Below are 13,112 nucleotides of genomic sequence, written 5' to 3'. Positions count from 1 at the left end.
GCGGCATGCGCCAGCGCGTCATGATCGCCATCGGCGTGGCCTGCAACCCGAAACTCCTGATCGCCGACGAGGCGACCACCGCCCTCGACGTCACGATCCAGGCGCAAATCCTGCAGCTCCTCGACAATCTGCGCCGTGATCTCAACATGGCGGTGATCCTGATCACGCATGATCTCGGCATCGTGGCGCAGTGGGCCGACAGGGTGATGGTGATGTATGCCGGGCGAAAGGTCGAGGAAGGCCTTCCCGAACCTGTCTTCTCCCAACCCTACCATCCCTATACCCGGGGCCTGCTGGGGGCCTCGCCGCGTGCGGAAAGCGGATACCATTACCGCAACGGCCCCTTGCTGGAGATTCCGGGCTCCATCGTTTCGGCAGCGGACGAAAAGGGATGCGCCTTCCGGCCACGCTGTCCCGCCGCCCAGCCATCCTGCGGCTTTGCCGTGCCGCCCCTGCAGCAGATCTCGGAAGGTCGTCTGGCGGCCTGCCCCTTCCCGCCCACGCGCATTGCGAGCCTCCTTCATGACGCTTCTTTCCGTCCGTAATCTCTCCACGCATTATCCGGGTGGCCGCGGCACCGTGCGGGCCGTCGATGACGTGTCGCTGAACATAGAGCGAGGCGAGACGGTGGCGCTGGTTGGCGAATCCGGTTGTGGCAAGTCCTCGCTGGGCAAATCGCTGATGCGGCTCGTCGAACCGACCGCGGGCACCGTCGAGTTCCAGGGCCGGAATGTCACCGCCATGCCGGGGCGTGAGCTGCGCAGCCTTCGCCGCAGCATCCAGATGATCTTTCAGGATCCCTTCGCCTCGCTCAATCCGCGCCAGACCATCCGGGCCATTTTGACCGCACCCTTGAAGGTGCATGGCATCGGTGATGCCAGGCGCCGCCGGGACATCGTCGAAAGCATCATCGTTCAGGTGGGGCTGCCCGCCGATGCGCTCGACCGCTATCCGCACGAGTTTTCCGGCGGACAGCGCCAGCGCATCGGCATTGCCCGGGCGCTCATCCTGCAGCCGGAGCTGGTGGTCTGTGACGAGCCGGTCTCGGCCCTTGACCTGTCGATCCAGGCACAGATCCTCAACCTTCTCGTCGAAATGAAGAAGCGGCTGTCGCTTTCCTACCTCTTCGTGTCGCACGATCTGTCCGTGGTGCGCTATTTTTCGGACCGGGTCCTGGTGATGTATCTCGGCAAGATCGTCGAAAGCGCTCCGACGGACGAACTCTGGGCAGACCCGAAGCATCCCTACACCCGGGCCCTGCTGGCGGCCGTGCCCGATCCGACCCGGCGCAAGCAGGCAGCGCCGATCACCGGCGACCTGCCAAGCCCGCATGATCCGCCCTCCGGCTGCCGGTTTCATACACGCTGTCCGCTCGCGACCGACCTCTGCCGCCAGCAGGCGCCGGAAAGCCGCCTTCTCGGCCCTGCCCATGCAGTGGCCTGTCACCACACGAACTGAAGACCGATTGGAGTAGAATATGGTCGACTATCGCTACCTTGGCCGCAGCGCCCTGAAGGTTTCCCCCCTGAGCCTCGGCACCATGATGTTCGGCGGCCCGACGCCGGATGACGTTGCCTTCCGAATCATCGACAAGGCGAAGGATCAGGGCATCAACTTCATCGATACCGCCGATGTCTACCACAATGGCAAGTCGGAGGAGGTCGTCGGGCGGGGCATCAAGGCCCATCGCGACCACTGGGTGCTGGCGACGAAATTCGTCAATTCGCATGTGAAGGGCCCGAACCTCGGGGGCCACTCCCGCAAATGGGTGATCGAGACCGTTGAAAACTCGCTGCGCCGCCTGAACACGGATTACATCGATATACTCTATTTCCACCGGGCGGTCTTCGATGCGCCGCTGGAAGAGCCGGTTCGCGCCATTGCCGACCTCATCCGGGCGGGCAAGCTGCGCTATTTCGGGGTGTCGAATTTCCGCGGCTGGCGCATCGCCGAGATCGCGCATCTCGCAGACCAGCTCGGCATCGACCGGCCGGTGGCCAGCCAGCCGCTCTACAACATCGTCAACCGGACAGCCGAGGCCGAACAGCTGCCGGCTGCCCATCATTATGGTCTTGGCGTCGTCTCCTATTCACCGCTGGCGCGCGGCGTGCTGACGGGCAAGTATCAGCCCGGCGAAGCACCGGCCGCCGATACCCGCGCCGGCCGTGGCGACAAGCGCATTCTGGAAACCGAATGGCGTCCGGAATCCGTCGAGATCGCGCAGAAGATCGCGGCGCACGCTCACGCCAAGGGTATCAAGGCCGCCGATTTCGCGCTCGCCTGGGTGCTGAACAACCAGCTGGTCACGGCGGCGATCACCGGCCCGCGCACGGAAGAGCACTGGGATGGCTATGTCCGCGCCCTTGGCGTGCAGATCGATGCGGAGGACGAGGCTCTCGTCGACAGCCTCGTGACGACCGGCCATCCCTCGACGCCGGGCTTCAACGATCCGAGCCATCCGGTGGAAGGTCGCGTTCCGAGACCGGTTTCGGCACCTGCGGCTGTCTCCGTCGCGCGGCGCGCTGTCGCCTGATCCGACGCTCATCCGGGCGGCGGCGTGCTGCCGCCCCTCAACCTCACCCATTGCGGAACGCCATCATGCCCATCACGCTTCGAACCCTGTCGGCCGAAACGGCTGCCGTCCCTCCCGTGACCCGCGAGGGGCTGATCGACAGCGCGCGGCGCATCGCCGCCGATCTCGCCGGAGATGCCGCGCGTCGCGAACGGGACCGCGTGCTGCCCTTCGACATCTTCCAGCAGATCAAGGAGGCCAGGCTCGGAACGCTTCGCATTCCGCAGGCCCTGGGGGGCCCGGGCGGCAGCATCAGCGACTATATCGAGGTGCTGATGATCCTGGGCGCCGCCGACAGCAACGTGCCGCATGCGCTGCGCAGCCACTTCAACTTCACGGAGGGGCTTGTTCTCGGCGGCATCGACAGCGAACGGGACCGGCGGCTGCTTGCGCATGTGCTGGATGGCAAGCTGTTTGGCGGGGCTCATACCGAGCAGGGCACCCACAAGCCGGGAGACATCACGACCCGGCTGACGCGCGAGGGTGAGAACTATCGTCTCAACGGCCGCAAATGGTATGCGACCGGCACCGCCTTTGCGGATTTTGCGAGCTTCAGCGCGCTGGACGAGGAGGGCAACGCCACCTACAGCCTCATTCCCGTCGACCGTCAGGGCATCACGGTTCTCGACGACTGGGACGGCATGGGCCAGCGCATGACCGCGAGCGGGGGCGTGCTGCTGGAAAACGTGCTGGTCCTGGCATCTGAAGTGTCCGGGCGTACACTTGGCTCGCGGGTCGGGCGGCATTGCTCGACCATGCGGCAGCTGCACCTCGCGGCCTCGGCGGCGGGAGCCGTTCAGGGCGCCGTCGATGAAGGCATTCGCTATGTACAGCGCCAGGCCCGCGCCGCAGCCCACAGCGCCGCAGAGACCGCGCGTCAGGACCCCTTCGTGCAGAACGTGGTCGGCGAGCTGAGCGCGGCCGCCTTCGCCGTGCAGACACTGATCCGCGAAGCGGCGCGAACGCTTGACGGGACCGTGGCCGCCTTTGCGACGGGCGATGAGGACGCCATCGAGACGGCGCTGACCGACAGCGCGCTGACGACATCGCGCGTGCAGATCGTCACCGCGCAGCTGGCACTGTCCGCGGCCACGCAGGTCTTCGAGCTGGGGGGTGGCTCGGCCACATCCCGCGACCTCAACCTCGACCGTTACTGGCGCAACATTCGCACCGTCTACAATCACAACCCGCTGCTGCACAAGGCGCGGGTGGTGGGGGACTTCTACCTCAACGGCACGAAGACGCATCTTCTCGAAGGACGTGTTTTCTAGAGTACGTCCGAGCCGAAGGTGCGTCAGCGGTTTTGCGGCCGGACGGCGTGAAAACAAAGAGACAGAGCATTTCGAGCGCTTCCGTTTTCGCTGGAGACGCTCGGGGGGATTCTTTTCAGTCATGTCCGGATCGAACGCGCATCCGGACATGTAGCCAGCGAAGGATTGTCATGGGACCGTCAGTCATCCTGCCGCGGCCTGCGCAGCAATTGCCCGGCCTCTCGCGCCTGCCTCCGCTGACGGCGCTCAGGGCCTTTGTCGTGACCGCCCGTCACGCGAGCTTTTCGCGCGCAGCCGAGGAACTGCATGTGACGACGGCGGCCATCGGCCAGCAGATCCGCCTGTTGGAAACCCATCTGGACGAGGTCCTGTTCAGCCGCAATCGCGGGGAGCTGGTTCTGACGCCGGCAGGGGCATCGCTCTATCCGGGCCTGGCGGCTGCCTTCGATGCGATCGTCGACAGTCTGGGTGCGCTCTATGCGCAGGGGCGGCGCACGACGCTCAGGCTGCTTGTCGAGGATTCCTTTGCAAGCCGCTGGCTTGCGCCACGCCTCGGCCCCCTGCAAAATGCCCTGGGCGAGACCGATCTCATCATCGATCGTTCGATCGCCGGTGAGGCCGACCTGACCCGCCTTGAGGCCGACTGCGCCATTCTGCCGCTCGCCTATCCGTTGACCGGCTACCACTGCGAAGTTCTGCTGGGGGATACGGTCCTGCCGGTCTGCACGCCGGCATTTGCCGAACACCATCACTTGCAGGAGGGGGCCCACCGTCTGCGGGAGGTGCCGGTGATCTATGATGCCCAGGCCGAACCGGAACTCGACTGGCCGCGATGGCTGCGCGCCTGCGGCTTTCCGATCCGCCTCTCCGGCAAGGGATTGAGGCTCACCAGCGTCTCCGCCCTGCTGGAAACGGTCCTGGCTGGCAACGGGATTGCGCTCGCCCGCAATTCGCTCGTTTGCGCGGATCTGCAGGCCGGCCGGCTGATCAGTCCGTTCGGGCGGCCGGTGCCGGTATCCTCCTCCTATTACCTCATCGCCACCGCCGCCAGACGGCGCCTGCCGCCTGTGGAAGCCCTGTTCCGCAGGCTGCAACAGGAAGCGACGACATTTCCGGCGCACACGGCTTGAAGGAGAGGATGAAACGGCACGGAAAGCGGCACAGGACGGTGCGGGAGGCGCAGCGCCCCCCGCTGCCCGTGATCAGGCGCTTGCTTTCTCGCGGCGGCGGGCACTGTAGAGGCTTTCCGGCCGGGGCAGACCATAGTGGTCACGAAGCGTCGAACCAGTATATTCCAGGCGGAACAGGCCGCGCCGTTGCAGGATGGGCACCACCTCGTCGGCAAAGATATCGAAGCCGCCCTTGAGGTAAGGCGGCATGATGTTGAAGCCATCCGCCGCACCGTTGAGATGCCAGAGTTCGATCCAGTCGGCCACCTGTTCCGGCGTCCCGGCGATGACCTTGTGGCCGCGCGCCCCCGCCAGGCGATGCAGAAGCTGGCGCAAGGTGGGATTTTCACGATCGATCACATCGAGCACCAGCTGATGGCGGCTGCTGGCGGCCCGGGCGCGGGTTGCATCCACGGCGTCCCTGGGAACGGCAGCATCGAGATCCGCCCCGGTGAGATCGACACCGATCATGCGGCGCAACTGCTGCAGCGAAAACTCGGGCTGGATGAGCGCGTTGAATTCGTCCTCCAGCGCCCTGGCCTCCGCTTCGGTGGACGCAATGAAGGGGCTGAGGCCCGGAAGGATCTTGACATGATCGGGGTTGCGCCCCTGCCCCCGCGCCCGGCTCTTGATGTCCGCGTAAAATTCCTGCGCGCTTTCAAGGGATTGATGCGCGGTGAAGATTGCTTCCGCGTGGCGCGCGGCAAAGGCGCGGCCATCATCCGAGGAACCGGCCTGGACATAGACCGGGCGCCCCTGCGGCGAGCGCGGCAGGTTGAGCGCGCCTTGCACGCTGTAGAACTCGCCCTTGTGCTCGATGGGATGAATATGATCGGTCTCGGCAAACAGGCCGCTTTGCGGATCGACGACCAGGGCATCGTCTTCCCAGCTGTCCCACAGCTTGGTGACGACATCCACGAATTCCGCGGCCTGGCGGTAGCGATCCCCATGAACCGGATGCTTCTCCAGCCCGAAATTGGCCGCGGCCCGATCGACCGAAGTCGTCACGATGTTCCAGCCGACCCGCCCGCCGCTGATGTGATCCGCCGAGGCAAACAGCCGGGCGAGGTTGTAGGGGTCGTAATAGGTGGTGGACGCAGTGGCGATGAAGCCGATCCGCTCCGTCACCGCGGCAAGCGCCGTGATCGCGGTGATCGGCTCCAGGCGGTGGCGGGCCGCATAGCGGATGTTTTCGTCCAGAACAGGGGCATCGGCAAAGAAGATGGCATCCAGCTTGGCGGCTTCGGCGCGCCGGGCAATTTCCTGGTAGAGGCGGATATCGGTCACGCGATGCGGCTCCGATTGCGGGTAGCGCCAGGCCGCCTCGTGATGACCGGCGGGATAGATGAAGGCATTGAGCACGAGAGATCGTGACGGCAAGGTCATGCGGGTCTCCTTCCGAAAAGCATGAAGACAGTCAGTCAGTGCAGGCTTGGAAAGCCGTGGCGCTCTGCCAGAAAATCCAGAATACGTCTGGTGTCCTGTATGAAGGACAGACTTCCGGCCCGGCCGGCATCCTCCGGCGCCTCGTCTGCGAAGACCAGCAGCGGCAGCGACTGGTTCTCCTCGCCGACCACGGCAATCACGTCGGCTCTCGGACGAGGAAAGCCGACACGGACGACCTCGATCCGCGCCGCCAGATCCGGAAATGCACCCAGCAGGCCCTCGATCTGATTGCAGTACGGACACACGAATGTCTTGCCCGGACGGTTTGGATCTTCAAAGCCTGGCCTGATCAGAAAAAGGCGATCCTTTGCCATCAGCACCATCATCCACATTGGTAAATTCAACTCTGAAACAAGCTTGCTCCTCCGCGAAGGCGAAATCCAGAAAGGAATATTCCGCGTATCGGAAGAAAAAAATTGCGCGATGTGAGAGGTGGACGGAGGCCGCCGCCTCTTGCCGCAACGCAAAAAGCCCCGGCGTCCGCAGGGAGCGCCGGGGAGTTGGAGGAGAGTGGAACGACTTTCCTCAGCTGCGCTTCCAGGCTGTCGCCAGATCGCTGTAGGCGATGTCGATGGTCGTCACGAGATTTTCGATCCGCCTGTTGCGGGCAATCACGGTCGGAAGTGCGACCACGGAGAAGTTGGGCAAATCGTCGCCGGCAATCTTCTGGATGTCCTTGAACTGCTCGGCGCGCTTCTTTTCATCCACCTCGACGGCTGCCGCCCGGAAGAGATCGTCGACCTTCGGATTGTTGTAATGGGCGGCATTGGCATACGGCACGATGTTCTTGATGTTATCGGACCAGTAGAGCCGCTGCACACCCGGCGTCGGGTCGAACAGACGGCTGATGCCGTTGAGGTTGATGTCGAAGCCGCGCTCGGTATAGACGCGCTTGATGAAGGTCGCGAGATCGCCTTCCAGGATATCCACCTTCACGCCGAGCTTGCCGAATGTGGAGCGCACATATTCCGCCGTCTTCTTGAAGGTATCGCCCGGAATGAAACTGAGGCGCAGCGTGAAACGTGTGCCGCTTGCGTCCTTCGGATGCCCGGCCGCATCCAGAAGCGCATTGGCCTTGGCGAGATCGAACGGGTACTGGAACGGGGCCTCGTCGTTGTAAGCCTTGAAGACGGCGGGGATCGTGGACGCCGCGGCCTGCGCCGTTCCATAGAAGATCGCGTCGATGATGAACTGCCGGTCGATGGCATGGGCAAGCGCGTGACGCACCTCCTTCTTGGCGAGGATTGGGTTCTCCAGGTTGAACTCGAAGACCTGCGTATTGTTCAGATACGCATCGGTATAGACATCGACGGCCACTGACGGGTTCTGGCGCAGCCTTTCGATATCGCTGTAGGCGATATCGGTCGTGTAATCGGCTTCCCCGGTTTCCAGCGCGATGGAGGCGGACGCCCCATCGCCCACGAAGCGCGTGACGAAACCATCCAGATGCGGCAGGCCGGCCTGCCAGTAATCCGGGTTGCGCTTCAGCTTCACATGGCTGCCACGCTTCCATTCCTCGAAGATGAAGGGGCCGGTGCCGATCGGCGCATTGCCGTTCGGGCTCTCGGCATAATTGTCGGTCGGATAACGGTGCGCCGGCAGGATGGGTGTCTCGCCGCCGGTCAGCGCCCGCAGCAGATAGGGGGCAGGCTTGGAGAGAACGACGATGGCTGTCAGCGGATCGGGCGTCTCCACATCGCTGATATTGGCGAAGGTGATGCGCGCGCGCGGGCCGACCTTCTTGAAGGCCAGCAGCGAGAATTTTACGTCCGCAGAGGTGAAGTCCTTGCCGTCATGCCATTTCACGCCCTTGCGCAGCTTGAAAATGTAGCGCAGGCCGTCCGCCGATTGTTCCCAGCTTTCCGCAAGCACCGGCTCGGGCTTGAACTCCTTGTCGAACCTGACGAGACCCTCCAGGACCTTGGTGGAGATGTAGCGGGTCTTGGTATTGCTGTCCGACAGGGGGACGAGCGTGGTCGGCTCGCCAACGGTGACGAAGGTGGCAATGCCGCCCTTCTTCGGGGTCTCTGCAGCAAAACCGAGCCGGGGCAGAAGGCCCGCGCCACCCACAGCCGCGCCCAGCAAAAGCGCCTTGCGACGTGTCAGATCCATGGTGTTACCTCTCTTTTGTTCTGGTGATGAAAAAATCAGGCTGCCTTCAGCCTGGTCTCGACCAGGCGGGCGAACAGCGTTGCCCCCACTGGCAGGATGGCGTCGTCCACGACGAAGCGCGGATTGTGGGCCGGCACCGTGCCGCTGTGTCCCAGCGTGAAGAAGGCGCCGGGCGCATGCGTCAGCATGTCGGCAAAGTCCTCGCTGCCCATGAAGCGGGAGGGCACGGTGGAGACACGGGCCTCCCCGACAACCTCGCGGGCGACCTCCGCCACGATCTTCACGGCCTCCTCGTGATTGGTCAGCACCGAGAAGATGTCGCGGATATCGACATCAGCGGTCAGCCCATGCGCTGCGGCCACATGCTCGGCAATCGTGCGGATCCGCTCGCGGATGGTGGCCCGCACCGCATCGGAAAACGCCCGCACCGTGCCGCTGATCGAGGCCTGTTCCGGGATCACGTTGTAGGCCGAGCCCGCCTCCAGCTTGGTAATGGAGAGGACCGCCGGTTCGGTCGGCGAGATGGTGCGGCTGACGATGGTCTGCAGCGCCTGGATGAGTTCGCCCGTCGCCGGGATCGGATCTTTCGCGGCATCCGGATGTGCGGCATGAGCACCCTGACCGCGCAGGTGAATGTCGAAGAAATCGGCACCGGCGAGAATGGTGCCCGGCGAGGCCTTGACGTGGTTGGGAAAAGCGTGGGCCGAATTGTGCAACCCGTAGATTTCATCGACCGGGAAATGCTCGAACAGACCGTCCGCGATCATCGCGCGCGCCCCGCCCAGCCCCTCTTCCGCCGGCTGGAAGATGAACACGACGGTGCCCGCAAAATCCCGCGTTTCGGCCAGATAGCGCGCGGTGCCGAGCAGGATCGTGGTATGCACGTCATGGCCGCAGCCATGGAACTTGCCGGGATAGACGGAAGCATAGGGAAGCCCCGTCTCCTCCGGCATCGGCAGAGCGTCCATATCGGCACGAAGACCGATCGACCGGTTGCCCGGATGGCGGCCCGTCAGGCGGCCGACCACGCCCGTCCTGCCATAGCCGCGATGCACCTCGATGCCCCAGGAGGCCAGCTTCTCCGCGACGATGCCGGAGGTGCGCACCTCCTCGAAGCCGATTTCGGGATGCTGGTGAATGTCGTGCCGGATGGAAACCAGCTCCGGCGTGAAGGCGGCAATGCGGTCCAGCACCTTCGGCTGGCTGTCGGTCACAGGGTCGATGGATGTGGTCAAGCTCATTCTCCGGTCATGCAAATGCTGTTTCCGCATGCGCCGCATGCAGATTGATGGCGTTCACTGTCAAAAGCTTAGAGGCGCAGGCCGGCCTGCTTCATCAGCGGCAGGATGCGTTCTGCGAAGTATTCAAGGTCCTCGCGGAAATCGTAAAAATTCAACTGCACGCCATCGATGCCCGCCTTCTTGAGGCCGATGAGTTGCTCGACGACCTGTTCCGGTGAGCCGATGATCTCGATATTGCCCCCCAGGTTGCGCCCCTGCTTGTGGCGGGCATCGCCACGACCGCGCCAGGCATGGGCATCGCTGTCATAGTTGTTCGTGGCGAAGGCGCGGGTTCCGGGCTGCGGCCGTCCGGCCTCGATCGCATCGGCATAGGCAATGGCTTCCGCCTCCGTATCGCGACTGACGATGATGGGGTTGATGATGGTCTTCACGTCGCGGCCAAGGGCATTGGCGCGATCCTTGACCGCGCGGATATGCGCCGGCAGGGTTTCGAGCGCACTGTCGATATGCGCCCCGCCCGGCGAGGTCACGAAGACGAGATCGGAATGACGTGCGGCAAAATCCATGCCGGCCGGAGAGCCGGTCGCCGTAACCAGCGTCGGGCGACCATACAGGGGCTTCGGCGTGATCCAGCCATTGTTGACCGACCAGGGATTGAGCCTGCCCTGATAGGAGTAGTTTTCCGTCTCGCCCCACAGATGGTGCAGGACATCGAACAGTTCGGCCGCCATGTCATAGCGCTTGTCATGCTCGATGCGTTGCCAGCCGAACATTTCATGCTCGACCGCCCGGTGGCCCGTGACGATATTGATGCCCCAGCGTCCCTTGGCGATGTGATCCAGCGTCGCGCCATACTTGGCCAGATGCAACGGATGCAGCGGCCCGTAGAGGACATGGATGGTGGAGATCAGCAGGATGTTCTTCGTGATCGCCGCCATGGCGCCGAGCGCGATGAAGCTGTCCAGCGAGGCGTCACCGTCATAGCCACCCTTCGGCAGCCACTGGGTGCGGCTGAAGGCGATTTCGAAGCCCAGCTCGTCCGCCCGCTTCACCAGTTCGGCATTGTAATCGAAGGTCCAGCTGTTGCTGGTCGGCAGGCTGGAGAAGTTGATGTCCTGCAGATTGAGAAACAGCCCCAGCATCAGGGGCTGGCGCACGGCCCGGCTGAGCGGGCTGTCGCTGAAATCGGAGGGCGTTCGCAAGGCCGGACCGCCGTCTCGCACTGCCGTTACTGCCATTGTGTTTCTCCCTGCGCCGCACGCGGCGCCTGTGTGTGCAAGGGTGCCAATTGTCTTTCGAGGAAGTGACGCAGGCTGGCGGGTCGACGCCCCAGCAGACGTTCCACGGTCTCGGTGACCGGCGCGGCCAGGCCCTCGGCGATCAGCGTGGCAAATTCGGCGACGGCCCGCGTTGCGAAGGCATCGCCGCCATGCGGTGACGGTGCGCCCGCGCCAGCCTCGATACCGACCGGGCGGCGAAGAATGGTGGAGACCAGACCTGCGACATCCCGTGCGGTATAGGCGCGGCTCCCCGTCAGCACCTGCGGCCCGGACACCGACGTTCCGGCATGCAGCAACCTCGCCGCCACTTCGGCGATATCGTGCACGTCGATGAAGGAAACGGCGGCACCGGCATAACGGTTGGGCAAATCCCTGCCGGACAGTGCCGCGACAACGACCGGAGCAAGCGATACCTGCATCCAGGCATTGGGACGCAGGATGACATGGCCGATGCCGCGGGCGGAAAGATGTGCCTCCGCGGCCCGATGCTGTGCCCCCGCGATGGAGCGGGCGCTGTTGTCGATCGTCCAGGTCGATCCGGACAGCTTGACGATGGAGCTGACGCCGGCCTCTGCGGCGGCATCGATGAGGGCCGTCTGGTGTGCCGCAAGGTTCTGGCTGATGGGCGACAGGAGAAACAGCCGGTCGACCCGCCGCAGCGCCACCTGCAGGCTGCGCGGATCCTCGAAATCGCCCTCGGCGATATCCACCTGATCGCCCCACAGACGAACCGCCTCCTCCGGCCGCCGGGTCAGCACGCGGACCCGATCGCCGATATCGAGAAGCCTGCGGGTTACCAGTTGACCAAGCCGACCCGTGGCGCCCGTGACAAGAATGGTGTGTGCCATGTCAAACCTCACAGCGGCTGCCTGAGATGCGCCAGCGCCAGCGGGCGCGGATCGACCCAGTCGTTGACGTTGAAACTCTCGGTGATGAAGCCCCATTGCAGGAGGAAATCCCGGAAGTGGGCAATTGCATCGATCTCGACCGGATCCAGGGTGAGCGACAGGTGGCGATGCACCTCGACGCCATTGGCGGCGCGAACGGCAGCCTCGCTGACACCGATCTCCGCCGCGATGAAACGGACGGCGTCGGCGGGATTGGCCTGCGCCCATTCGTCGACGCGCTGCACGGCGGCAATCAGGTCCGCCACCAGATCCGGCCGTTCGGTGGCAAAGGTTGCATCCACGGTCAGCGGGCGCGGCGTGCCGTTGTTGATGCGGATGCGGGCGTCCGGGTGGAATCCGGTCTCCGCGACGATCTGCGCGCCGATCAGGTTGGCGACCGTGACACCCTCCGCGCCCTTGACGAAAAAGGCGTCGATCGAACCGCGGTGAAGCGCTTTGATCTCCTCGCCATAGGGAAGCCGTCGCGACAACGCGAACGGCCCTGCCTCGGCCTGCGTGGACAGGGCCGATGTCGCGGCCTCGATATCCACCAGCTCGACGTCATCGACGGAGATCTCCGATATTTCGAGTGCGGAGACGATGCCCTTCAGCGCGGTTGCCCGCTGGAAATCGATGCGATCGCCGGGCCGCCGCGGCAATCCAAGGCGACGACCTTTCAGGTCGTGGCCCGCCACGATGCCGGCGCCCGGCAATGCGATGACGGCCTGGAACTCGTCCGTGCGCGTCAGTCCGACCAGCCGGGTACGGGCACCGCCCGCCCGCGCCCAGGTCGGCGGGATATTGCCACCCTGACGGAATGACCAGTCGAGATGATGATCGAAATGGCTCTGGCGCACCACCGGATCGCGGGAATCACGAATGGAGGCGACCGCGATGCCGTGGCGGGCGAAGGTCTGCTCCACCCAGCCGAGCTGTGCGGCGATGGACAGCGGTGTCGGTGCCGGGCAACGGGTGTACCAGACCGAGTCTGGAGAGACGGAAAGACGGGAAGCGGCCTGGGGCATCGAAGCATCCTGTGTGAACCAAGAGGATGCCCAAGGCTAGCGCCAAACGAAAATAGTCTATAGAAATTATATACTATATTGCGTCCTGCAGTGGAACGGATCGTCCCCG

The 13,112-nt window shown here is 64.2% G+C and carries 12 protein-coding genes; 5 read left to right on the top strand and 7 right to left on the bottom strand.

Annotated elements, in window-relative coordinates:
• The 5 genes from FNA46_RS17975 to FNA46_RS17955 form a co-directional block, all read left to right on the top strand.
• A partial coding sequence (locus FNA46_RS17975) for an oligopeptide/dipeptide ABC transporter ATP-binding protein (RefSeq protein ID WP_143126585.1) occupies nt 1-545 on the top strand: 545 nt, incomplete at its 5' end.
• On the top strand, nt 523-1,458 hold the full coding sequence (locus FNA46_RS17970; protein ID WP_143126584.1) for an ABC transporter ATP-binding protein: 936 nt from the start codon (nt 523-525) through the stop codon (nt 1,456-1,458). The genes FNA46_RS17975 and FNA46_RS17970, both read left to right, overlap by 23 nt.
• Before the next feature lie 19 nt (nt 1,459-1,477).
• Nucleotides 1,478-2,533, top strand: a complete 1,056-nt coding sequence (locus tag FNA46_RS17965; protein WP_143126583.1) for an aldo/keto reductase — start codon at nt 1,478-1,480, stop codon at nt 2,531-2,533.
• A 65-nt stretch (nt 2,534-2,598) separates the two neighbouring features.
• Entirely contained in the window at nt 2,599-3,843 is a 1,245-nt protein-coding gene (locus tag FNA46_RS17960) for an acyl-CoA dehydrogenase family protein (protein ID WP_143126582.1), read from the top strand.
• 170 nt (nt 3,844-4,013) lie between these two features.
• Nucleotides 4,014-4,973: a LysR substrate-binding domain-containing protein gene (locus tag FNA46_RS17955; RefSeq protein ID WP_143126581.1), complete on the top strand. Its 960-nt coding sequence runs from the start codon at nt 4,014-4,016 to the stop codon at nt 4,971-4,973.
• A gap of 72 nt (nt 4,974-5,045) precedes the next feature.
• Here FNA46_RS17955 and FNA46_RS17950 read toward each other — a convergent pair whose 3' ends face one another.
• From FNA46_RS17950 to FNA46_RS17920, 7 genes are all read right to left on the bottom strand, one after another.
• Complete coding sequence (locus FNA46_RS17950) at nt 5,046-6,398, bottom strand: LLM class flavin-dependent oxidoreductase (protein ID WP_143126580.1); 1,353 nt, start codon at nt 6,396-6,398, stop codon at nt 5,046-5,048.
• A gap of 35 nt (nt 6,399-6,433) precedes the next feature.
• Complete coding sequence (locus tag FNA46_RS17945) at nt 6,434-6,784, bottom strand: DUF3088 domain-containing protein (RefSeq protein ID WP_143126588.1); 351 nt, start codon at nt 6,782-6,784, stop codon at nt 6,434-6,436.
• Nucleotides 6,785-6,983: 199 nt separating this feature from the next.
• The gene (locus FNA46_RS17940) at nt 6,984-8,570 is read right to left on the bottom strand and encodes an ABC transporter substrate-binding protein (RefSeq protein WP_143126579.1); all 1,587 of its coding nucleotides are present in this window, start codon (nt 8,568-8,570) and stop codon (nt 6,984-6,986) included.
• 35 nt (nt 8,571-8,605) lie between these two features.
• Entirely contained in the window at nt 8,606-9,811 is a 1,206-nt protein-coding gene (locus FNA46_RS17935) for a M20 aminoacylase family protein (RefSeq protein WP_425468779.1), read from the bottom strand.
• A 68-nt stretch (nt 9,812-9,879) separates the two neighbouring features.
• A complete protein-coding gene (locus FNA46_RS17930) occupies nt 9,880-11,049 on the bottom strand; it encodes an LLM class flavin-dependent oxidoreductase (RefSeq protein ID WP_143126577.1) in 1,170 nt (389 codons plus the stop codon).
• On the bottom strand, nt 11,040-11,939 hold the full coding sequence (locus tag FNA46_RS17925; RefSeq protein WP_143126576.1) for an NmrA family NAD(P)-binding protein: 900 nt from the start codon (nt 11,937-11,939) through the stop codon (nt 11,040-11,042). The genes FNA46_RS17930 and FNA46_RS17925 overlap by 10 nt, the downstream gene beginning before the upstream one ends.
• Before the next feature lie 8 nt (nt 11,940-11,947).
• The gene (locus FNA46_RS17920; protein WP_143126575.1) at nt 11,948-13,003 is read right to left on the bottom strand and encodes an ABC transporter substrate-binding protein; all 1,056 of its coding nucleotides are present in this window, start codon (nt 13,001-13,003) and stop codon (nt 11,948-11,950) included.
• Between the last annotated feature and the right edge of the window lie 109 nt (nt 13,004-13,112).

Source organism: Affinirhizobium straminoryzae (assembly GCF_007004135.1).
Classification (GTDB): domain Bacteria; phylum Pseudomonadota; class Alphaproteobacteria; order Rhizobiales; family Rhizobiaceae; genus Neorhizobium; species Neorhizobium straminoryzae.
This window is presented reverse-complemented; position numbering and strand designations above follow the sequence as displayed.

Excerpts from the sequence above, each read along its gene's own strand:
- FNA46_RS17970 (WP_143126584.1), top strand. The coding sequence starts at position 523 with ATGACGCTTCTTTCCGTCCGTAATCTCTCCACGCATTATCCGGGTGGC.
- FNA46_RS17965 (WP_143126583.1), top strand. The coding sequence starts at position 1,478 with ATGGTCGACTATCGCTACCTTGGCCGCAGCGCCCTGAAGGTTTCCCCC.
- FNA46_RS17960 (WP_143126582.1), top strand. The coding sequence starts at position 2,599 with ATGCCCATCACGCTTCGAACCCTGTCGGCCGAAACGGCTGCCGTCCCT.
- FNA46_RS17955 (WP_143126581.1), top strand. The coding sequence starts at position 4,014 with ATGGGACCGTCAGTCATCCTGCCGCGGCCTGCGCAGCAATTGCCCGGC.
- FNA46_RS17950 (WP_143126580.1), bottom strand. The coding sequence starts at position 6,398 with ATGACCTTGCCGTCACGATCTCTCGTGCTCAATGCCTTCATCTATCCC.
- FNA46_RS17945 (WP_143126588.1), bottom strand. The coding sequence starts at position 6,784 with ATGATGGTGCTGATGGCAAAGGATCGCCTTTTTCTGATCAGGCCAGGC.
- FNA46_RS17940 (WP_143126579.1), bottom strand. The coding sequence starts at position 8,570 with ATGGATCTGACACGTCGCAAGGCGCTTTTGCTGGGCGCGGCTGTGGGT.
- FNA46_RS17935 (WP_425468779.1), bottom strand. The coding sequence starts at position 9,811 with ATGAGCTTGACCACATCCATCGACCCTGTGACCGACAGCCAGCCGAAG.
- FNA46_RS17930 (WP_143126577.1), bottom strand. The coding sequence starts at position 11,049 with ATGGCAGTAACGGCAGTGCGAGACGGCGGTCCGGCCTTGCGAACGCCC.
- FNA46_RS17925 (WP_143126576.1), bottom strand. The coding sequence starts at position 11,939 with ATGGCACACACCATTCTTGTCACGGGCGCCACGGGTCGGCTTGGTCAA.
- FNA46_RS17920 (WP_143126575.1), bottom strand. The coding sequence starts at position 13,003 with ATGCCCCAGGCCGCTTCCCGTCTTTCCGTCTCTCCAGACTCGGTCTGG.